This is a genomic window from Pantoea sp. MT58, from assembly GCF_014495885.1.
GTDB lineage: Bacteria > Pseudomonadota > Gammaproteobacteria > Enterobacterales > Enterobacteriaceae > Pantoea > Pantoea eucalypti.
This window is the reverse complement of sequence record NZ_CP061083.1, coordinates 2,047,084-2,066,783: the sequence shown is the minus strand read 5'-3', so window position 1 is coordinate 2,066,783 and position 19,700 is coordinate 2,047,084. Positions and strand designations below refer to the sequence as shown.

General features: G+C 55.4%; 21 protein-coding genes. 9 read left to right on the top strand and 12 right to left on the bottom strand.

What is annotated here, in order from left to right; translation table 11 throughout:
* Positions 1 to 286: 286 nt before the first annotated feature.
* The 4 genes from IAI47_RS09760 to IAI47_RS09745 form a co-directional block, all read right to left on the bottom strand.
* A complete protein-coding gene (locus IAI47_RS09760) occupies positions 287 to 1,663 on the bottom strand; it encodes a nucleobase:cation symporter-2 family protein (RefSeq protein WP_008925218.1) in 1,377 nt (458 codons plus the stop codon).
* A 180-nt stretch (positions 1,664 to 1,843) separates the two neighbouring features.
* A complete protein-coding gene (gene bioD, locus IAI47_RS09755; protein ID WP_008925219.1) occupies positions 1,844 to 2,542 on the bottom strand; it encodes a dethiobiotin synthase in 699 nt (232 codons plus the stop codon).
* Positions 2,543 to 2,655: 113 nt separating this feature from the next.
* Entirely contained in the window at positions 2,656 to 3,873 is a 1,218-nt protein-coding gene (locus IAI47_RS09750; RefSeq protein WP_003853668.1) for an ROK family transcriptional regulator, read from the bottom strand.
* 130 nt (positions 3,874 to 4,003) lie between these two features.
* Positions 4,004 to 4,897, bottom strand: a complete 894-nt coding sequence (locus tag IAI47_RS09745; protein ID WP_003853669.1) for a LysR family transcriptional regulator — start codon at positions 4,895 to 4,897, stop codon at positions 4,004 to 4,006.
* Positions 4,898 to 4,992: 95 nt separating this feature from the next.
* Here IAI47_RS09745 and IAI47_RS09740 point away from each other — a divergent pair, with 95 nt between their 5' ends.
* The 3 genes from IAI47_RS09740 to IAI47_RS09735 all read left to right on the top strand — a co-directional run bounded on the left by IAI47_RS09740 (position 4,993) and on the right by IAI47_RS09735 (position 8,132).
* Positions 4,993 to 6,243, top strand: a complete 1,251-nt coding sequence (locus tag IAI47_RS09740) for an MFS transporter (RefSeq protein WP_008925220.1) — start codon at positions 4,993 to 4,995, stop codon at positions 6,241 to 6,243.
* Between the two features lie 157 nt (positions 6,244 to 6,400).
* The gene (locus tag IAI47_RS22045; protein ID WP_008925221.1) at positions 6,401 to 6,661 is read left to right on the top strand and encodes a hypothetical protein; all 261 of its coding nucleotides are present in this window, start codon (positions 6,401 to 6,403) and stop codon (positions 6,659 to 6,661) included.
* Between the two features lie 286 nt (positions 6,662 to 6,947).
* A complete protein-coding gene (locus IAI47_RS09735; RefSeq protein ID WP_003853676.1) occupies positions 6,948 to 8,132 on the top strand; it encodes a sugar transporter in 1,185 nt (394 codons plus the stop codon).
* Positions 8,133 to 8,209: 77 nt separating this feature from the next.
* Here the strand turns inward: IAI47_RS09735 and IAI47_RS09730 are convergent, their stop codons facing one another.
* On the bottom strand, positions 8,210 to 8,467 hold the full coding sequence (locus tag IAI47_RS09730) for a DUF1471 domain-containing protein (RefSeq protein WP_003853679.1): 258 nt from the start codon (positions 8,465 to 8,467) through the stop codon (positions 8,210 to 8,212).
* A gap of 37 nt (positions 8,468 to 8,504) precedes the next feature.
* On the bottom strand, positions 8,505 to 8,762 hold the full coding sequence (locus tag IAI47_RS09725) for a DUF1471 domain-containing protein (RefSeq protein WP_003853680.1): 258 nt from the start codon (positions 8,760 to 8,762) through the stop codon (positions 8,505 to 8,507).
* 308 nt (positions 8,763 to 9,070) lie between these two features.
* Here IAI47_RS09725 and IAI47_RS09720 point away from each other — a divergent pair, with 308 nt between their 5' ends.
* Positions 9,071 to 9,721 carry a TetR/AcrR family transcriptional regulator gene (locus IAI47_RS09720; protein ID WP_003853682.1) on the top strand — a complete coding sequence of 217 codons (651 nt, stop codon included), beginning with the start codon at positions 9,071 to 9,073 and terminating at the stop codon, positions 9,719 to 9,721.
* Positions 9,722 to 9,755: 34 nt separating this feature from the next.
* Here IAI47_RS09720 and rhaM read toward each other — a convergent pair whose 3' ends face one another.
* The 4 genes from rhaM to rhaB are packed head-to-tail and all read right to left on the bottom strand — an operon-like array spanning position 9,756 to position 13,634.
* Positions 9,756 to 10,070 carry an L-rhamnose mutarotase gene (gene rhaM, locus IAI47_RS09715; RefSeq protein ID WP_003853684.1) on the bottom strand — a complete coding sequence of 105 codons (315 nt, stop codon included), beginning with the start codon at positions 10,068 to 10,070 and terminating at the stop codon, positions 9,756 to 9,758.
* Positions 10,060 to 10,902: a rhamnulose-1-phosphate aldolase gene (rhaD, locus tag IAI47_RS09710; RefSeq protein ID WP_008925223.1), complete on the bottom strand. Its 843-nt coding sequence runs from the start codon at positions 10,900 to 10,902 to the stop codon at positions 10,060 to 10,062. Before rhaD ends, rhaM begins: the two co-directional genes overlap by 11 nt.
* Before the next feature lie 10 nt (positions 10,903 to 10,912).
* Positions 10,913 to 12,169 carry an L-rhamnose isomerase gene (locus tag IAI47_RS09705; protein WP_003853686.1) on the bottom strand — a complete coding sequence of 419 codons (1,257 nt, stop codon included), beginning with the start codon at positions 12,167 to 12,169 and terminating at the stop codon, positions 10,913 to 10,915.
* Positions 12,162 to 13,634: a rhamnulokinase gene (rhaB, locus tag IAI47_RS09700; protein ID WP_003853687.1), complete on the bottom strand. Its 1,473-nt coding sequence runs from the start codon at positions 13,632 to 13,634 to the stop codon at positions 12,162 to 12,164. Before rhaB ends, IAI47_RS09705 begins: the two co-directional genes overlap by 8 nt.
* Positions 13,635 to 13,925: 291 nt before the next feature.
* On the opposite strand from rhaB, the gene rhaS reads away from it, so the two are divergent.
* Both rhaS and rhaR read left to right on the top strand, forming a co-directional pair.
* Positions 13,926 to 14,747, top strand: coding sequence for an HTH-type transcriptional activator RhaS (rhaS, locus tag IAI47_RS09695; RefSeq protein WP_003853688.1), 822 nt, complete (start codon positions 13,926 to 13,928; stop codon positions 14,745 to 14,747).
* An 11-nt stretch (positions 14,748 to 14,758) separates the two neighbouring features.
* A complete protein-coding gene (gene rhaR / locus IAI47_RS09690; RefSeq protein ID WP_008925224.1) occupies positions 14,759 to 15,625 on the top strand; it encodes an HTH-type transcriptional activator RhaR in 867 nt (288 codons plus the stop codon).
* Positions 15,626 to 15,934: 309 nt separating this feature from the next.
* Here the strand turns inward: rhaR and rhaT are convergent, their stop codons facing one another.
* Positions 15,935 to 16,969 (bottom strand): L-rhamnose/proton symporter RhaT, encoded by a 1,035-nt coding sequence (gene rhaT / locus IAI47_RS09685; RefSeq protein WP_003853691.1) that lies wholly within the window; start codon positions 16,967 to 16,969, stop codon positions 15,935 to 15,937.
* Positions 16,970 to 17,328: 359 nt separating this feature from the next.
* Between rhaT and IAI47_RS09680 the strand changes: the two genes are divergently transcribed.
* Positions 17,329 to 17,652: a hypothetical protein gene (locus IAI47_RS09680; protein ID WP_003853693.1), complete on the top strand. Its 324-nt coding sequence runs from the start codon at positions 17,329 to 17,331 to the stop codon at positions 17,650 to 17,652.
* A gap of 43 nt (positions 17,653 to 17,695) precedes the next feature.
* Complete coding sequence (locus IAI47_RS09675) at positions 17,696 to 17,794, top strand: YoaK family small membrane protein (RefSeq protein WP_008925225.1); 99 nt, start codon at positions 17,696 to 17,698, stop codon at positions 17,792 to 17,794.
* 3 nt (positions 17,795 to 17,797) lie between these two features.
* On the opposite strand, the gene IAI47_RS09670 is transcribed toward IAI47_RS09675, so the two are convergent.
* The gene (locus IAI47_RS09670) at positions 17,798 to 18,064 is read right to left on the bottom strand and encodes a DksA/TraR family C4-type zinc finger protein (RefSeq protein ID WP_003853696.1); all 267 of its coding nucleotides are present in this window, start codon (positions 18,062 to 18,064) and stop codon (positions 17,798 to 17,800) included.
* A 195-nt stretch (positions 18,065 to 18,259) separates the two neighbouring features.
* Between IAI47_RS09670 and aldA the strand changes: the two genes are divergently transcribed.
* Complete coding sequence (gene aldA, locus IAI47_RS09665) at positions 18,260 to 19,696, top strand: aldehyde dehydrogenase (protein WP_008925226.1); 1,437 nt, start codon at positions 18,260 to 18,262, stop codon at positions 19,694 to 19,696.
* Positions 19,697 to 19,700 lie beyond the last annotated feature (4 nt).

The window sequence follows — 19,700 nt, the reverse complement described above, 5'->3', positions numbered from 1 at the left end:
ATAAGTCAGAAAAAGGGCCGCTCTGGCCCTATTCCCCTCGCCGACTCCATCTTAAAGCCAGTTAAGTCACGACGTATTATGACTGTTAATTTATTACCAGCTCAGGGAGCTTACGCCCTCGACAAAGACGCAAACCACGCCATCCCTGGCGGGCTCAGCGCGGCCCATCCCTGGTCCGCGATGCTTTGCTACTGGCGTATGCTCCCATCGCTTTGAATTTCTGAGCCGTCTGTCAGAGCAACTTCAGCGGTTGTGCGTTATTCAGCGGTTGTGCGTTATTCAGCTTTTAACTTTCAGTCAGTGTTTCCGCCTCAACCTCTTCCACGGCAGATGCCTCGTCTGGCAGTACCAGATTGAGCATAATCGCCAGAATACCGCCGGTCGTTACCGCATGACCAAACAGACTGTTAATCAGCGGTGGGAACTGCTTCAGTACCTCCGGCACCGCTTCCACGCCAAGACCAATCCCGAATGAAATTGCGACAATCAGCATCTCACGGCGGCCCAGCGGCGTCTGTGTCATCACCCGGATACCCGCAGCGACGACGCTGCCAAACATCACAATAGTGGCTCCGCCAAGGACTGGCGGCGGGATCTGCTGCAGCAGCGAGCCAACAAAAGGAAAAAGCCCCAGTAGCGCCAGCATAATGCCTAAGAGCATGCCTACGTAACGACTGGCAACGCCCGTCATCTGGATAACCCCATTATTTTGCGCAAACGTGGTGTTAGGAAAGGCGGAGAAAACCGCCGCCAGCACACAGCTCAGGCCATCAGCGACAATACCGCCCTGCAGCCGCTGCTGAAAAGGCTTGCCAGCGATGGGCTGCTGTGAAATCAGGCAGTTGGCCGTGAGATCCCCAACGGCTTCAATTACGGCGATGACCGACACGAGTGCAATCGGCAGAAAGATAGTCCAGTCAAAGGCGAAACCAAACCGGAAGAAGGCTGGCAGTACCATCCAGCTGCTCTCCGGCGCGACGTGCAGTTGTAAATGTCCGGTTAAGACTGCCGCCACGCATCCCACCGCGATGCCGGCCACCACTGCCACCAGCCTTGCCCAGCGGTTGCGCGAACGGTTAAGCGCCACAATCACCAGCAGCGTCAGCGCTCCCAGCGCCAGATTCCCCGGCGAACCAAAATCTGTGGCGTTGTGACCGCCAGCCCAGTCGGTGATGCTCACCTTGATCAGGCTGATGCCGATGAGAGTAATCACTGTGCCGGTCACAACCGGCGTCAGGACTTTGCGCAGTGAGCCCACACAGCGGCTAATCAGAATCGGAATCAGCGCTGCCACCAGGTTGCAGCCAAACAACATCGCCATAATCTCTTCTGGCGATCCGCCGCGCCCTTTCACCATCAGCCCACCGGAGAGAATCACACCGAGAAACGCGAAACTGGTGCCCTGCAGGCAGATCATGCCCGCGCCAATGCCATAAAAGCGTCTGGCCTGCATAAAAGTGCCTAACCCTGAAACAAACAGCGACATGCTTATCAGATAAGGAATGTAGGCATTTAATCCCAGAACTGAACCAATAATCAGCGGTGGCGTGATAATCCCCACTACGCTGGCGAGCAGATGTTGCAATGCGGCCAGAAACGCCGGGGCGGGACCAATGCGGGCCTCAAGCCCATATAACAAACCTTTCTCGTGCGAATGCGACATGATGATACTCCGGCTCACTGTGATAAGCGGAGTTAATGCATTTTTTGCGCCATGACGTTGTTGTTTCGCGTTAACTGCGTCAGGCCATTCAAATATAAACAGAAATTTTTGCAGAGAGTCGAAAACGAGCCTGAAACTTTAGGCTCACTCCCGACTCAGATGACTCGTCTTGTTTCATAATCAGGCGATCTTTGCACTCACAGCGTGCAAACTGTCCGGCTCCAGCAGGGAAATATCGATATAAGGTGTGAGGTCGCGTTGTTCGGCACGCGGTAAATAAGGCAGTTCGCCCAGCAGCGGTGCGCCGATTTTTTCGCGCAGAATCCCGATAATGTCGCTGTAATGCGCCAGTCCTGGGTTAATACGATTGCCTACCCAGCCCAGCAGCGGGAGACCATCCTGCGCAATTGCTTCTGCCGTCAACAAGGCGTGACTGATGCAGCCCGACTGGATTCCGACCACCAGCACCACCGGCAGTTGCTGCTCAACGACCCAGCAGGAGAGCGGACGGCCATCGTTCATCAGGCTGCGCCAGCCGCCTGTGCCCTCAACGACCACGCGACTGGCCTGCTGCATCAGGCGGGTTAAGCCCTGAGTCAGCAACCCATAGTCGATGATCTGCGCGGGATGGGTGCAGATCTCCTCTTCCTGGAAAACCAGCGGATTGATTGCCTGATAAGGCAAGTCGATGGAGGACGCGCTTTGCAGAACCTGTGCATCTTTGTTACGCAGGCCATCCGGGGTTTTAACCGCACATCGCGCGATAGGCTTATAGCCGACTGCACTGTGTCCGGTCTGTATAAAACTTTGCAACAGGGCGCGTGACACCACCGTTTTGCCCACTGCGGTATCGGTGCCGGTAACAAATAATCTGTTCACTCAACTTCTCCTCTAAAACCGTTGCGATTAATCAGGGATTAACCTTGCTGCGAAACGGCATTTTAAGGAATGAAGGAGGGGAACAGATTGCGTTAGCGCAAGTTCAGGTCTGCTTAACCTTGCAACAACTTCACTAACAGATGTCCGTTATAGAGGGCGTCTTTGATTAGCGCGGCACCGCCCAGTGTCCCTGGCTCGCTAAATTCAGTGGGTGCCAGCTCAATACTCGCGCTGTAAGCGGGCAGTGACTGCTGCAGAATCGTATTGCTGACCGCCGGAAACAGCACATCAGCGGCGGCATTGAGCGGAGAACCTATAAGAATATGTTGTGGATTGAAGATGTTGACCATCATCGCCAGGATCCGGCCAACGTGGTGCCCGACGCTGGCAATGGTGTCGCGCGCCAGACGGTCGCCCGATTGCGCGGCCGCGCACAGTGACTGAAGCGTCAACGGCTGGTTGTTGAGCAGGCTGTCAGGCTGGGCTGGCAGACGCTGCGCTGCCAGCGCGAGCAGACTGCCGGTACTGGCTACTGTCTCCAGACAGCCATGATTACCGCAGTAGCACTGCTGACCATAAGGGTCTATCTGGGTATGGCCGATTTCGACCAGTGCCCTGCCACTTTTGTGCAGCAGCTGACCGCCACTGATCACGCCAGCACCGACGGTTTCATCAATCACAATCTGAATAACGTCCTGCGCACCGCGTGAGGCGCCAAACAGCGATTCCGCCAGCGTCCAGGCTGAAATGTCGTGCTGCACAAACACCGCTAAGCCGGTTCGCGCTGCCAGCGCATCGCCCAGCGGCATATCGCGTACCGCATAACCTGGCAAACGATGCACCACGCCGGAGGCGGCGTTAATCAGTCCTGGCAGGGTGATAGCGATAGCCGTCAGGCGTTCCAGCTTCTTTTGATGACGAATGAAAAAAGCATCGACCTGTTCTATTAGCGCGGAGAGTAATGGCTGAGCAGATTCATCAGGCAGCGGCAGGCTGTCTTCTGCCAGCGCCCGACTGCTGAGATCGCGCAGCGTGAAGGTCATTGCGCCGCGATGCAACCGAATCGCCAGATAGTGCCAGGCATCGGTGTCCAGTATCAGGCCAATCGCCGGACGGCCACGACTGCCGGGGTCCTGGTACTCGGTCTCCTGCACCAGATGCGCATCCAGCATTTCACGCACAATTTTGGTGATGCTGGCCGGCGCGAGCTGGGCACGGCGGGAAAGTTCGATACGCGAAATGGGACCGTAGCGATCAATTAATCGATATACGACACCTGCATTGGTCTGCTTAATCTGGTCAATGTGGCCAGGTTGACTGTCCGGATTCACAACCCTGCTCCCGGTTATTTTCGCGCTTCTAAATAAACATGCGCCATGGTGAGGCAGATCAGGCAACAGCGTCAAATATTTGATTAGAAATGTGATTTATCGCACAAATTGATGCGGTGACAGGCAGGGTTCAGCGCTGCTTCTCCTGCAGCAACGCCATCATGTGCTGCATCTGGGCATTTAATTCACGTCCTGCAGACCAGACCAGCCACAGCTCTGAAATGGCATCCTCTTCCGTTAACGGCAGCCAGACCAGATCGGCCAGCCGCGCCCGCCGGAATGAGGCGGGCAGAATGGATACGCCCAGACCGGTTGCGACCAGCCCCAGGATGGTCATCGCTTCACCCACTTCCTGCGTGATATAGGGCTTGATGTGATAGCGGTGCAGCAGCGCCAGAATATCGCTGTAAAGCGCGGTGCCGCCCTGAGGATCGAAGAAGACAAAGGGTTCAGCCGCCAGCGCAGTCACCGAAATTTTTTCGGCGCCCGCCAGCGGATGGGCCTTATGCACCACGGCATAGAGCGGCTCACTCAGCAGCAACTGATGCCGCAAATCGGCCGGCAGCGGCGTATTGCGCATCACACCAAGATCAAGCAGTCCTTCGTGCAACGGGACCAGTTGCTGACGGGTGTTGATCTCCTGCATCTTTATATGCACCTGTGGCCAGCGCTGACGAAACCGGAACAGTGCATCTGAGACCACCGCGGTAAACGGCGCCGAAGAGGTAAAACCAATTCTTAACTCTCCCTCTTCGCCACGATGCAGCCGGGCTGCGCGGTCAGACGCCTGCTCAACCTGTAAAAGAATCGCACGGGCATCACTCAGTAATTGCTCTCCGGCTGCGGTAAGTTGCACGCTGCGGTTGGTGCGATTAAATAGCCTGGCACCCGTTTCCGTTTCGAGCTGCATTATTTGCTGGCTGAGCGGCGGCTGAGAGATATTCAGACGCAGGGCTGCCCGCCCGAAATGTAACTCTTCGGCGACCGCAATAAAGTAACGCAGGTGACGCAGCTCGATATTCATATTTTAAACGTCTTATTTGAGATTATTAATATATTAGACATCATAATTCCACTTTCCTATGCTGACCACTGGTTTTCTGACTGAAAGGATGATGTGTGAGTCGCTCAATACAGGCCGCCGTGGATGAGAGTGCGGTGTCTGCACCGCCAGAATCTGCGGCAGCTTCAGGATACATTCGCCGCGGAACGCCCGCGTTTATGCGCGTGACGCTGGCACTCTTCTCGGCCGGACTGGCCACCTTTGCCCTGCTCTACTGTGTGCAGCCCATTCTGCCAGTCATGTCACAGCAGTTTGGGGTTTCTCCGGCGACCAGCAGCCTGTCGCTCTCCATCTCTACCGGTCTGATGGCGCTGGGCCTGCTCGTGACCGGCCCACTCTCTGATGCCATCGGGCGTAAATCGGTGATGGTGACCGCCCTGATGCTCGCCGCCATCTGTACGCTGATCTCGGCCACGATGACCAGCTGGCACGGCATTCTGATCATGCGTGGGCTGATGGGCCTGTCGCTTAGCGGCGTTGCGGCGGTGGGCATGACCTATCTCAGTGAAGAGATAGATGCACAGGTCGTTGCCTTTTCCATGGGGTTGTATATCAGCGGTAATTCCATAGGCGGAATGAGCGGGCGTCTGCTCAGCGGTGTCCTGACCGACCTCTTCTCATGGCGGATCGCCGTGGCGCTAATCGGCTGTTTTTCACTGGCCTCCGCGCTGATGTTCTGGAAGATCCTGCCCGCATCGCGTCATTTCAGACCCATCACGCTGCGCCCGCGTAATCTGTTAATTAACTTCCGGCTGCACTGGCGCGATCCAGGCCTGCCGTGGTTGTTTGCCGAAGGCTTCCTGCTGATGGGCGCCTTCGTCACCCTGTTCAACTACATTGGCTATCGTTTACTGGACGCGCCCTGGCATCTCAGTCAGGCCGTGGTCGGGTTGTTATCCGTGGTCTACCTGACCGGCTCATGGAGTTCGCCTAAAGCGGGTGCGCTGACCAGCCGCATTGGGCGCGGGCCGGTAATGCTGGGCGCGACAGCCATCATGTTACTGGGCCTGCTGGTAACGGCCTTTAACTCCCTCTGGCTGATCCTGCCTGGGATGATGCTGTTCACTGCCGGTTTTTTTGCTGCTCATGCCGTTGCCAGCGGCTGGATCGGTCCCCGGGCGCGTCGGGCGCGGGGACAGGCTTCCTCGCTTTATCTTTTCAGCTATTACGTGGGTTCCAGCGTGGCGGGTACGCTGGGCGGTCTGTTCTGGCATAACTTCGGCTGGGGCGGTATTACGCTATTTATCAGCGTCCTGCTGATACTGGCGTTAGCGGTTGCCTGGCGTCTGCACAGTAGAAAACTCTGACAGCCTGCACGTTTGCCAGGCCCCGCCGGGTCTGGCAAACCGCCTCCAGAACGTTTGATTCAGATCCACAACAAACAAAGTGCGCGTTTCCCGCTATAATCATTTTATTGTCATAATTCATCAGTTTTGCCTTTCAGCACGGCAACAAGGAACGCCTGTGGCTCTCTACTATTACGTTAATAAACAATCAGGATATAACGATAATCATGTTGTCCACGCTGCGGGTTGCCCTCATCTTCCCGACATGGATAACAGACTGTTTCTGGGCAGTTTTTACCACGTGAACGCCGCTATTCTTCAGGCGAAAAAATATTATGTGGGTGCAATAGGCTGTGAAAATTGCTGTCCGCTCAATCATTCGACCCATCCGGCAGCTCAGCTCAGTGTGGCCCTGAAGCACACGCCAACGTCGCGTTAAGCGCAGGGCTTTTAACCGTGATGGTGTTCTCTCCGGCGTGCTGCTCCGTCACATTTTGCTTATAGATTATGCTGCTGCACAGGATCTCCTTGCGTTGTCGCGGGTAATAACCTCTGGCTATCGCCCGGTGCCAGGGCGATAAAAAAAATTCAGTATTAAAAGCGCGTTATCAGGTTTCTCTTCCCGGTTTATTGACTACAATAGCGGTTAATTTTGTGACGCAGGTCACTTTCACTGGGTGTGTCTGCCACATCCACATTCGCTATTCTGACTGGCTTGACTCCTCATGCAATCAACAACTGTTTCACGTAAGACTGCCTGGCTACGCGTGGTATTGCTGGCTATTGCTGCGTTTGTCTTCAATACCACCGAATTTGTCCCGGTTGGCCTGCTGTCCGATATTGCCGCTGACTTTTCAATGCCGACGGCTGATGTCGGGATCATGCTGACTATCTATGCCTGGGTCGTCGCGCTGCTCTCACTGCCGCTGATGCTGCTAACCCGTAATATCGAGCGACGCCTGCTGCTGGGCGTGCTATTCCTGATTTTCATCGTCAGCCATATACTTTCAACCGTCGCCTGGGATTTCCGCTCGCTGATGGTGTCACGTGTGGGCATCGCCCTGTCTCACGCGGTGTTCTGGTCGATTACAGCCTCACTGGCGATTCGCGTTGCACCCGCCGGCAAGAAAACACAGGCTCTGAGTATGCTGGCGACCGGTACTGCGCTGGCAATGGTCCTGGGCGTGCCGATTGGGCGTGTGGTCGGTCAGTATCTTGGCTGGCGTACCACCTTCGGCGCGATTGGCCTCTCGGCGCTGGTGCTGATGATTATGCTGGTGCGGATCCTGCCGCGCCTGCCGAGTGAGCATACCGGCTCGCTGAGCAGTGTGCCGATGCTGTTTCGCCGTCCCGCGCTGGTCAGCATGTATCTGCTGGTGACGCTGGTGGTGACCGCGCATTACACCGCTTACAGCTATATCGAGCCGTTTATGCAGAATGTGGCGCACTCCAGCGGCAATTTTACGACCCTGCTGCTGTTGCTGTTTGGTTCAGCGGGTATTGTGGGCAGCGTGCTGTTCAGTACCCTCGGCAATAAATTCCCTTCAGGACTGCTTATTGCCGCCATCGCACTGATAACCCTTTGTATGGGGCTGCTGATTTTTGCTGCCGTCCGACCTGCCGCTATTTCAACACTGTGCGTTGTCTGGGGCATGGCAATGATGATGATTGGACTGGGTATGCAGGTGCGGGTGCTGTCACTGGCACCCGATGCCACGGATGTGGCAATGTCGCTCATGTCAGGGATTTATAATATCGGGATTGGCGCAGGTGCGCTGCTGGGGAATCAGGTCAGTCTGCATCTGAGCATGGCGGAAGTCGGGAACGTCGGCGGGATGATCGGGCTGGTGGCGTTACTCTGGTGTATTTACATCTTCCGTCGTTATCCCCAGTTGCGGAGCAACGGATAAGGCTGTGACGGGCGCATAAAAAAGGCTTCAGATAAGTGGGTTTATCTGAAGCCTGTTTATGAATATTTATCGTGCTTTTACTTATAAAGAATGGCTGTGCCATGCAGGTTGTTGTTGCCAGAGGTCGAAGTGATGCGGAAAGACTTTGCCCCGACATCGCTGGCCTTTTCTGACAGTTGCTGCTCCAGCGAGGTCAGATTAGTACTGCCCGTCGCGCTGATGACACCGATTTTTTGCGCATCAGGCGGTGTACTGCTGACCTGCTGAGCCGCGACACTGGCAAATGAGATGCTGCTTAGCAAAGCCGCTGTCACCATCAAGCTAATACGTTTCATAACAAATCCCCTCTCACTGATTCTGTCGACACCCGATTTACTGATAAATCACTGCCGTGCCGTGCAGTTTGTTCTGGCCGCTGGTTGAGGTGATACGGAACGATTTCGCACCCGCTTCATCCGCTTTAGCACTCAACTGTGATTCAAGGGAGGTCAGGTTAGTGCCGCCCTGTACAGAGATGGTGCCGACTGGCTGCTGATTAGACGGTTCGCTGGTGACGAGGTCAGCGGCATATGCGCCAAAAGTCAGAGTGGTAAGTGCCAGTGCTGCCAGGGTGGTTTTAATGGTTTTCATCATCTTCTCTCTATTCGGTAGTTGAATTTGGTTGGTCTGAATTAGGTTGTCGCTATTTAATTAACGACCGTTAAACAAATAATAGACCCCGCCGGGGCTCGCCGTCAATATTTATTTAATGAGCGTTATTTTAATCGCGAAGTGGCGTGATTATGGGCTTCAGCCCCTTTTCTGACTTAACCATAGGGGCGATAACACTGCGCTGGCGCACAAAATGGCAACCCTGGCCGAGGGCATGCATAGCGGACCTTGCACATTTTTATAATGATCGGTAATTTAATAGGATGTTTTACTGTCAGTGAGGATGTATGAGCCAGGTTCAGGATTGTGATGTAAAGAAATGCCGTGGCCGACCTAAAGTGTTTGATCGTGACGCTGCGCTTGATAAAGCACTCACTCTGTTCTGGACACACGGTTATGAGGGAACGTCCCTGTCCGATCTTGTCGCCGCAACCGGTGCAAAAGCACCGACCCTTTACGCAGAGTTTGTGAATAAAGAAGGGTTGTTCCGTGCGGCGATGGATCGCTATATAGAGAAGTTCAGTGCCTGGCGAGAAGCGGTGTTAGGCGACGATACGTTACCCGTAGATCGCGCAATTGAAGCCTATTTCCGTGCCACCGCCGCCTGCTTTACTGAGCGTGACTCTCCCGGCGGCTGCTTCTTTATCTGCACCTCAACCGCCCTGTCAGCGGCGTCGAAGGAGATTGCCACTATGCTGCAACAGCAGCATCAGTCGCAGGAGCATGTATTAAGCGATTTTCTGCTGGCGCGTCAGCAGCGTAACGAACTGAGCGCGTCAGTCAATGTTCCGGCGCTGTCCCGTTATCTGGGTTGTATGCTGCAGGGCATGTCGGTGCGGGCGCGTGAAGGCGCTGAGCGCGACGATCTTGATAGTATTATTGATACGTTGATGGCGATGTGGCCAACGCTGACCGGCCTGTGTCAGACTAAACGGTAGATCATCAGGGCGGCGATGCCGCCCTTTCCCTCCACTACTCCAGAAAGAACACCGGTTTCAACGGCTGACTGATTGGGCTGTTATCGGCATTCGACGGCATTAAATCTTTCATTGATGCCCACCAGCGCTGGCACACCTCCGTCTTTGCCACCGCGTGCCAGCGCTCCTCAGATTCAATCTCAACGCTGGCGAAGAGCAGATGCCGTTCGGCGTCCAGCCAGATAGCATAGTTGTGTGCGCCATGCGCTTTCAGCGTCTCAGCCAGTTCCGGCCAGATCGGGGAGTGGCGGCGCTCATACTCTGCATGAGCGTCGGCATTCACCTGCATCACAAAAGCTTTACGCAGCATTAGCAGGCCCCACATCCAGCGCGGGTTGCCACGGCTTCACCCCGAAGCGCTCACCCAATGCGACCAGCTGTTCTGTGGTAATGCTCTGGCGAATCCCGCCCATAGACAGCACTTTGACGATCACTTCGGACGATTTCTCCGCTGTGTCTATCAGACCAAAAGTCTCATCGAGCGTCGGGCCTGTACCAAAGACGCCGTGGAACGGCCACATTACCAACGTGTGCGACTGCATCTGCCCGGCCGTCGCCGCGCCGATTTCATCGGTGCCGGGCACCATCCATGGCAGCACACCCACGCCATCCGGGAAGACCACCAGACATTCAGTGCTGCCTTCCCATAACAGGCGGGTAAAGCGGGCAGAATCCATCTCCACCACATAGCTCAACGCCATAAAGTTGGTGGCGTGACAGTGCATGATCACCCGATCTGCGCCCTTGCTGACCGCTTTACGCACCGCGTGAGACTGGAAGTGTGACGCCAGCTCGGAGGTCGGCAATCCGCCATTCGACAGGCCCCAGTGAATGGTATAGGAGAGCCCTTTGTCATCGACCTGCAGCAGCGCCAGGCAATCCGCCGGATCAAGCTGAACGTTGCGCATGAATTTTCCAGACCCGGTCACCAGAAACCAGTCGTTTGCCAGCGAAGGTGCCGGTTGAGTCAGCTCAATGCAGCGAGGTGCTTTACAGAAGTCGTGGACGAAGGGTTTGACCTCCTCCTCCAGCAGACGCAGGCTGACGTTGCCGCCGTTGCGTTCGTCCCAGCCCTTCAGCCACATATCACTGGTCGCTTTGACCATTCCCTTAACAAACCCGGAAGAAAGAATGTTTTGCATCATGAAATCCTTAACGTTGGCTCAAGATCTGTTGTTCATAGTGACGGACATCACCTAACCAGCTGGCATCAGCCGGGACATCATGGCGCAGGCACCACGCTTCCCATACTGCCTGCCACGGCAGCGATTTTTGCTCTTCCAGCAGGGTCAACCGTGCGGTGTAATCACCGCTGTTTTCGGCCTGCCGCAAACGGTCGGTGGGCTCCAGCAAGGCACGCAGCAGCGCTTTTTTCGTGTTGCGTGTGCCGATAACCCAGGCGGCAATGCGGTTGATAGAGGCGTCAAAGAAATCGAGCCCGATATGGACTTTATCGAACAACTGGTGACGAACGATCTCATTCGCGATCGCCTGAGTTTCATCGTCCAGCAGCACCACATGGTCGCTGTCCCAGCGCACCGGACGGCTGACATGCAGCAGCAGACGCGGCACATAGAGCATCGCGGCAGAAATTTTGTCGGAGATCACTTCGGTGGGATGGAAATGGCCTGCATCCAGGCACAACGCCGTCTGGCGGCTGGCAGCGTAGCCGAGACAAAACTCACTGGAACCTACCGTATAGCTCTCTGCGCCAATGCCAAACAATTTGCTCTCTACCGCATCGATATGGTGCTGCGGGTTGAGTTTTTCTGAGATGACCTCATCCAGTGCGCTCATCAGACGCTGACGCGGAGCCAGTCGATCCACGGTGATATCTTTCATGCCGTCTGGCACCCAGATATTCATCACTGATGGCGAGCCCAGTTGCTCACCAAAATAGGCGGAAATACGGCGACTCGCTTTGCAGTGATCGATCCAGAACTGACGCACGGTTTTATCACTGTGCGACAGCGTAAAACCGTCTGCGCTCATCGGATGAGAGAAGCAGCTGGGATTAAAATCCAGCCCTAAATTGTGCTCTTTCGCCCAGTCAACCCAATGGGCAAAATGGGCAGGTTCAATCGCATCGCGCGTCACGGGTTTGTCGCTTTCCAGATAGATGGCGTGCAGATTCAGGCGTTTTGCACCGGGAATCAGGGACATCGCTTTGTCGATATCTCTGCGGAGTTCATCGGCGTTACGTGCTCGCCCTGGATAGTTACCCGTCGCCTGAATACCGCCGGTCAATGGGCCCTGTGGGTTTTCAAATCCCCGGACGTCATCCCCCTGCCAGCAGTGCATCGAAACCGGGATGCGGTCCAGCTGACGAATAGCCTGTTCAACATCAACCCCCATGTCGGCGTAGCGGTGTTTAGCCAGTTCAAAAGCCTGTTCAATCTGCTTAGTCATAAATGGTTTCCTTAGCGGGTTGAGTCAGCGTCGCGAAGCGTGCCTGACTGGCACTCAAGACGCTGTGAGTTTGCGGTTCGAATTTTTCGAGCGGAAAGTTGTTAATAACGCTGCAGCGAAAATCCGCCACATCCCTCAGCTCGCCCAGCGCAATCAGCTGGCACCCAATATTGCCCAGCGTGGAGGCCTCAACCGGACCGGCCAGCACCGGAATCTGGCAGGCATCGGCGCAAAGCTGGTTCAGAAAACGATTCTGACTGCCACCACCCACTACGTGCAGCTGGCTGAAAGATTTGCCACGTAGTTGTGCAAGTTCGTGAATCACGTCGCGATAGAGGAGTGCCAGGCTGTCAAAAATGCAGCGCGCCAGCGCAGCGGCAAATTGCGGCACCGGCATGTCCTGCTCTGCACAGGCATTCTGAATTTCGCTTACCATGCTGTCGGGATTAATAAAGCGGGCATCGTTGGGATTGATCAGTGAGACACAGGCGGGCTGGCGGGCTGTTTCTTCAATCAGCGCGTTAAGATCGTCAATCTGCAGTTCGGCACAGATGCGCTGCAACAGCCACAAGCCCATAATGTTTTTAAGTACGCGATAACCCTCTGCGCCCCCCTCATTGGTGATATTGGCGCGCAGCGCGGCGTCGCTGGCATAGGGCTGCAGACTTTCAAAGCCCATCAGCGACCAGGTCCCGGAGCTCAGATAGGCGGCGTCATCCTGCATCAGCGGCGTTGCCAGCACTGCGCTGGCCGTGTCGTGCGTGGCGACCGCGATGACCGGAACCGGTATGCCTGCGCGGTTAATCCAGTGGCCGACGGTATTGCCCGGTGCCTGCGGCTGTCCGAACCACTGCGCATCCACCCCCGCCCAGGCGAGCAAATCACGATCCCACTCGCCGCTGTGAATATTGAGCATCTGCGTGGTAGTGGCGTTGGTGTATTCCCAGTTAAGGTTGCCGGTCAGACGAAAATGCAGGTAATCGGGAATCATCAGTGCATGTACTACGCGGGCCTGCCAGTCGGGCTGTTGCAGATGCAGGGCGCGCATCTGATAGAGCGTGTTAAATGGCAGAAACTGAATGCCGGTGCGGGCATAGATAGCACTGCGGCCCAGTTCCTGATGCGCCTGCTCCATCACACCGTGAGTGCGCGCATCGCGGTAGCTGACCGCCTCACCCACCGGCTGGCCCTGTGCGTCCAGCAGCACCATATCAACGCCCCAGGTGTCGATGCCGAGACTGTCCGGCACAATGCCTTCTTCATCTAACTGAGCCAGCCCGGCGCGGATCTCCTGCTCCAGCAGCATCAGATCCCAGCAGTCATAACCGGCACGATGTTGACGCGTATTGTTAAAGCGCCGGACCTCACGCAGCATCAGCTTGCGCTGCGCTGCCTCCCAGCTGGCGAGCATAACCCGTCCACTGGAGGCGCCGAGATCGATAGCAACAAAACTTCTCCTGGTCATAGCGGCGGTTTCCTGTGATTGCGTCGTCACAGCGTAAAAATCTTAGGGGTTTCACACCTTCCCCGGAGTGCCAGCGGCGGACAGGCCCTGGCAGACTGGCAAAGAACTTCGTGAGAGAGATCACAGAGGCGGCAGTGAGGAGGATGTGACCCCTGCCGCAAAATGATTAACTGCTGAGGATATCTTGAAAAATCAGCGTGATTCCTGCTGAGTCAGGATGAAAATTCAAGGTAAGGTGTTGGCGGGCTGATTAGACTGCGTTACGGTTTTGTAAAGTAGCGAGAGAAGATCATGACCATTTTACACAGTGCGGATTTCTTCCCCGAAGGTGATTACGCCATAGCAATAGAACCCCGACACCCGCAGGCAGCCTTTCCGGAACATCATCATGACTTCCATGAGATTGTGCTGGTTGAACAAGGCGCCGGCATTCATGTATTCAATGGTCAGCCACAAACGCTTTGCGCGGGGTGCGTCTGCTTTGTTCGGGATCACGATCGTCATCTCTATGAGCAGACAGATAATCTTTGCCTGACCAACGTGCTCTATCGCAGTCCCGGCGCGTTTCGCTTTCTCTCCGGGCTACAGGCCTTACTGCCCCGCGATCAGGATGGGCAATATCGCTCTCACTGGCGCATCAATCACAAAGTGATGACGCAGGCGCTGTGTGTGGCATCGCAAATGCAGCCCGATGAGAGCTGGTCGCTGGAGAAGCAGGCACGACAGGAGCAGCTTTTTTTACAGCTGCTGGTGCTGTTGCGAGAAGCATGCATTGACGGACAGAGTCAGGATCTGGAGGCACGGTTGCATCGCCTGCTTGACTGGCTGGGTGATCACTACAGTGACGAGATTGTCTGGGATGAGCTGGCCGATCGCTTCTCACTGTCGCTGCGTACGCTGCATCGGCAAATGAAGCAGCAGACCGGCAGCACGCCGCAGCGCTATCTTAACCGTCTGCGGCTATTACAGGCCCGTCATCTGCTGCGTCACAGTGATATGCGCATTACTGATATTGCCTTCCAGTGTGGATTTGGTGACAGCAACCATTTCTCAACGCTGTTCAGGCGCGAATTTGGCTGCGCACCGCGAACGGAGCGTCAGCAAATGCTGTAATGGAGGCGAACATGGCGTTGATACTCAGTCGGGATGACTATTTTCCCGCCACTACTTTGCCGGTGGCGGTGGCTGAAAGGATGCCACAACCCTCTTTCCCGCCGCACCGACACACGTTCAGCGAAATCGTGATTGTCTGGCGCGGCAACGGCCTGCATATCCTCAACGATCGTCCCTGGCTTATAACCTGCGGCGACGTTTTTTACATCCGCGACAGTGATTGCCACAGCTACGACAGCGTCAATGATTTGGTGCTGGATAACATCCTCTATTGCCGCGATCGCTTTGGTCTTGCCCTTGACTGGAACCAGTTGCTGCCGCAACAGGGCGCGGATGAACCGGGCGGCTGGCGGCTGACCACGCGAGGGATGGCGCTGGCACGGGGCGTGATCAGCCAGCTGGAACGAGAAAGCCGCAAAAGCGATCCGCTGTCCGTGCAGCTCTCAGAGGCGCTGTTTTTACAGCTGGCGCTGATTCTGCGTCGCCACGGCTACGCCGCTGACCGTCCATGGGCGTTACCGGAGGGTGAACAGCTGGATCTGCTGATGTCGGCTTTACAGGGTGCGATTGCCCGCCCCTTCGATCTGGCGGCGTTTTGCCAGCAGAATCGACTCAGCGAACGGGCGCTGAGGCAGCTTTTCCGTCAGCAGACCGGCATGACCATCGGTCATTACCTGCGTCAGCTTCAGCTCTGTCAGGCAAAATATCTGCTGCGCACCCAGGATTGTCTGATTAGTGAGGTCGCCGCCCGCTGCGGTTTTGATGACAGTAACTATTTTTCTGTCGTCTTCACCCGTGATACCGGGTTAGCGCCCAGCGCCTGGCGCCAGCGATTTATCGCGCCCCGGCAGGCACTGAAGAGTGCCGAGTCTGACTAAAAAGGGCCTGCATAGCAGGCCCTTTCAGGTTACAGACAAAAGCAGCCCTGCATTGTTGTGAAACAGTGTTTTTACAGGGAACAGGATCAGACTGGAAAGACGCTAGAGCCGTGATCCGTGACATGCCCGGTCCGCGCGATTACGCACCTCATGGATGAGGTGCGCCCGTGGCCGGGCCAACGCGTTGCGTTGTTCAAAAAAGCTCCCGGCGTTTTTGTCCAGGGCGGCGGGACGCTTTCCTCTTCTGACCCCGTCTCCTGCACGTTCTGCTAATAGGTTGCTGTAACTTAACTCCGACGGAGTGAGCAATCAGGCCGCCATGCCCAGACCGACTATATTGGCGGCAATGATAATCACCACACAGCCGAGCGACAATACGCTCACCGGGCGACGTCCCGCTGACTTCCACTCTTTCAGCAGCAGCCCAACCAGCCCCCCACATAAGACATAAAGACTCATGTGCAGCATCCAGCTGACATAGTCATACTGTGCCGGGATTCGCGCATGTCCCCAGGCGTAGAAGAAGAACTGCAGATACCACATGGTGCCGCCAAGCACGGCAAACGCGGTATTCGCAATCAGCAGTGACTTCCCGACGGAAAAGTCTTTACGCACTGACAGCTCCGGCCGGGTGGCCAGCCGCCAGAAACAGAAGCCCAGATTGATCAACGCCCCGCCGCCCATGATGACCACGTAACTGGGTAAGGCCACATAAAGCGGATCGATGCCGAGATTAGCGGCAGCCTGATGCATCGGTTTCGCCGCATCCATCGCAAACGACATGCCTGCCGAGAAAATGCCGCACATCACCGCCAGCACCAGTCCCTTTTTGAGATTGAATTCCTCCGCGTTGATCCCCAGCGCGCGCTCCTTTAACAACCCGGCGCGTGTCACAATCCCCACACCAATCAGCGCCACCATGACACCCAGTAGCGTTAACCGGCCACCCGACGAGGCGAACAGCTCACCAAAGCGCCCTTGCAACAGCGGCGTCATCAGCGTACCAACCACCAGGGTGATGCCAATCGCGATACCAATACCCATCGACATCCCGAGATAGCGCATGGTCAGACCATAGTTGATATTGCCTATTCCCCACATCGCGCCAAACAGAAATACCGGCGTGAGTTGCGACAGCGTAAAACTGCTGTAATAGGCCATAACGTCCGGCAGCAAAATGGCACTCACCGTCCAGGGCAGGATTAGCCACGACATCAGGCCGCCAATTGACCACATGGTTTCCCATGACCATCTTTTCACCTGTTTAAACGGCGCATAGAAACACGCCGCGCTGGCTGCGCCGACAAAATGCCAGAAGATACCCGCAATAATGGCACTGTTCATTGTTATTCCCCGGTTTGGTTGAGGCCTGTCGGAAACCTGTCTGCTTCCGCTCAGCAGGCAGTCTACGTTTTGCAGGAATTCCTCAGCCTTTGGATAAATGCCGGAAACCGCAGCAGCGTGGCAATTTCTGACCGTTATTCCTGTCAGGGATCACAATTTCACAGTTGTTATAAAACTGGACCAGCGCAAAGGTAACTTACTTATTATTCACTGTTTTTTACTGTTCTGCTGTGTAGCGCAGCACAATTCTGTTATGGCTGCCATAAAGGCTGATGGAGTGGCAAGTCTGCAAAGAAGCCTTTTATAAACCCAGCCAGGATTGTATAAACTGGGGAAAATTGATCGGATCAGGGATTGGGATGACATCAAAATGGTTAACACTGTTTCTTTCGCAGTCAGTCAGCCGGGTGATGCTGGATGACATCAGGGCAATATTACCCGCAGATGCGATAAAGGTGTTTGTGAATGGCCTGGATGAAACGCACTATGCCACCATCGAGTGTCTGCAGTCAGAACAGCATTGCGCTCTCATCGCCTCAGCGATTGTAGTCTGGCGTCAGCTCGGCCATGTGCATCATATTGTCTATAAAAAAGGGGAAGTGTTGCGCGAAGAGAGTGATGCAACGCAGTTTCAGCTCTTTACCCTGCTGAAAACCCATCGCGCCGTTCTCCAGATCTCATGATAAGATCGTGGCCCCTGAAAACGCTGTTTGCAGCAGGTTGAATATGAGAATTGGAATTTTGTTTCCGATCGCCATCATTGTGGCGGGTGTAGGGTTTCTGGCATGGTTTATTGGCAGCGGCCTGGCGATGCCAGGCTCCTGAGGGTTAGCGCAGCTGACTATCCTTACTGCCCCGACGATTATACAGGCTGGTGCTCTGCTGCTGTTTGTCGATTTTTTCCTGACACGCCACGCAATAGTGCACGCCTTTAAGTGCCTGACGACGTGCTTCAGGAATCGGCTCGCCGCAGAGCTCGCATTCTGTGGCGCTTTCGCCCTGCCCGATTGACTGCCTTACCCGCTCAATACCGTCGTTCACGGTGCTATCAATCTGTTCCTGTACTGCGCCTTCTGCAGCCCATCCGCTTGCCATTATTTAACCCCTTTTCACGACTTCACTTCTTTAAATCTACAACAGATTGACGTTTTTGCCTCAGAACTCACCGATACCTGTGATTGGCTGCCAGCCGATTACGGCACCTGGCACTCAGCTAAAGGTCACGCTTAACGATCTGTTTCACTCTGCGATTACATCACTGCAACATATCGATAGCGGAGAGCAAAGCGAATGACAACACATCATCAACATTACATTAATGGCGAGTTCGTCGCCCATCACGGTGACGCATGGATTGAGGTGAACAACCCGGCCACTGAGGCGCTGCTGTCACGTATTCCCGAAGGCACTCGTCAGGATGCCAGCCGTGCCATCAACGCCGCAGAAGCCGCTCAGCCAGCGTGGGAGGCTCTGCCTGCAGTGGAGCGTGGCACCTGGCTGCACAAAATCGCGAGCGCCATCCGCGATCGGGAGCCTGAACTGACGGCAACGATTGTGGCCGAGGGTGGAAAAACCCAGGGACTGGCGAAGACCGAAGTGCTGTTCACCGCCGACTACCTTGATTACATGGCGGAGTGGGCGCGACGTTACGAAGGAGAGATCATCAACAGCGACCGACCCAATGAAAACATCTTTTTGTTCAAAAAAGCGATTGGCGTTACCACCGGGATTTTACCGTGGAACTTCCCCTTCTTCCTGATTGCCCGCAAAGCGGCGCCTGCCCTGATTACTGGCAACACCATCGTGATTAAACCCAGTGAGCTGACGCCAGACAATGCGGCCATTTTTGCCGACATTATTCACACGCTGGGTCTGCCAGCGGGCGTGATTAACATTGTCTACGGTCTGGGTCCGGAAGTGGGACAGGAGCTGGCGGCAAACCCCAAAGTCGGGCTGGTGAGCCTGACCGGTAGCGTCGGCGCAGGTATCGCTACCATGGAAGCCGCTGCTAAAAATGTTACCAAAGTGTCGCTGGAACTGGGCGGCAAAGCCCCGGCTATCGTGATGGATGACGCCGATCTCGATCTGGCGGTTCAGGCAATTGTCAGTTCGCGGATGATCAACAGCGGTCAGGTCTGTAACTGCGCAGAGCGGGTCTATGTGCAGGAAGGCATCTACGCGCGCTTTATCAGCGCGCTGACCACGGCGTTTCAACAGGTTACGTTTGGCGATCCCGCCGAACGCAGTGATATCGACATGGGGCCACTGATTACGGGCGCGGCAAGGGATCGGGTTGAGCAGAAAGTAGCAGACGCCGTCGCCGCCGGCGCCAGAGTGGTGCTGGGCGGCAAGCGCGCCGGCGATAAGGGCTTCTTCTTTGAACCGACGCTGCTTACCGATGTGCGTCAGGAGATGGCGATTATGCAGGAGGAAATTTTTGGCCCGGTGCTGCCGGTGATGAAGTTCAAAACGCTGGATGAGGCGATCGCTTTGGCTAACGACTGCGAGTATGGGCTGACTTCTTCGATTTATACCCGGAATATCAATACCACCATGACCGCGTTGCGAAAGCTGAAGTTCGGCGAGACCTATGTTAATCGTGAGAACTTTGAGGCGATGCAGGGCTTTCATGCCGGATGGCGCAGGTCGGGTATCGGCGGTGCCGATGGGAAACATGGCCTGGAGGAGTATCTGCAGACCCATGTTGCTTACCTGCAGTTCAGTTAAACGC

Bases quoted from the DNA above. Each gene is read 5' to 3' on its own strand.
- IAI47_RS09760 (WP_008925218.1), bottom strand. From the start codon at position 1,663: ATGTCGCATTCGCACGAGAAAGGTTTGTTATATGGGCTTGAGGCCCGC.
- IAI47_RS09705 (WP_003853686.1), bottom strand. From the start codon at position 12,169: ATGACTAAGCAGATTGAACAGGCTTTTGAACTGGCTAAACACCGCTAC.
- IAI47_RS09680 (WP_003853693.1), top strand. From the start codon at position 17,329: ATGACATCAAAATGGTTAACACTGTTTCTTTCGCAGTCAGTCAGCCGG.
- IAI47_RS09735 (WP_003853676.1), top strand. From the start codon at position 6,948: ATGCAATCAACAACTGTTTCACGTAAGACTGCCTGGCTACGCGTGGTA.
- rhaM (WP_003853684.1), bottom strand. From the start codon at position 10,070: ATGCTGCGTAAAGCTTTTGTGATGCAGGTGAATGCCGACGCTCATGCA.
- rhaD (WP_008925223.1), bottom strand. From the start codon at position 10,902: ATGCAAAACATTCTTTCTTCCGGGTTTGTTAAGGGAATGGTCAAAGCG.
- IAI47_RS09725 (WP_003853680.1), bottom strand. From the start codon at position 8,762: ATGAAAACCATTAAAACCACCCTGGCAGCACTGGCACTTACCACTCTG.
- rhaS (WP_003853688.1), top strand. From the start codon at position 13,926: ATGACCATTTTACACAGTGCGGATTTCTTCCCCGAAGGTGATTACGCC.
- IAI47_RS09730 (WP_003853679.1), bottom strand. From the start codon at position 8,467: ATGAAACGTATTAGCTTGATGGTGACAGCGGCTTTGCTAAGCAGCATC.
- IAI47_RS09745 (WP_003853669.1), bottom strand. From the start codon at position 4,897: ATGAATATCGAGCTGCGTCACCTGCGTTACTTTATTGCGGTCGCCGAA.
- IAI47_RS09720 (WP_003853682.1), top strand. From the start codon at position 9,071: ATGAGCCAGGTTCAGGATTGTGATGTAAAGAAATGCCGTGGCCGACCT.
- aldA (WP_008925226.1), top strand. From the start codon at position 18,260: ATGACAACACATCATCAACATTACATTAATGGCGAGTTCGTCGCCCAT.
- rhaB (WP_003853687.1), bottom strand. From the start codon at position 13,634: ATGACCAGGAGAAGTTTTGTTGCTATCGATCTCGGCGCCTCCAGTGGA.
- IAI47_RS09675 (WP_008925225.1), top strand. From the start codon at position 17,696: ATGAGAATTGGAATTTTGTTTCCGATCGCCATCATTGTGGCGGGTGTA.
- rhaT (WP_003853691.1), bottom strand. From the start codon at position 16,969: ATGAACAGTGCCATTATTGCGGGTATCTTCTGGCATTTTGTCGGCGCA.
- rhaR (WP_008925224.1), top strand. From the start codon at position 14,759: ATGGCGTTGATACTCAGTCGGGATGACTATTTTCCCGCCACTACTTTG.
- IAI47_RS09670 (WP_003853696.1), bottom strand. From the start codon at position 18,064: ATGGCAAGCGGATGGGCTGCAGAAGGCGCAGTACAGGAACAGATTGAT.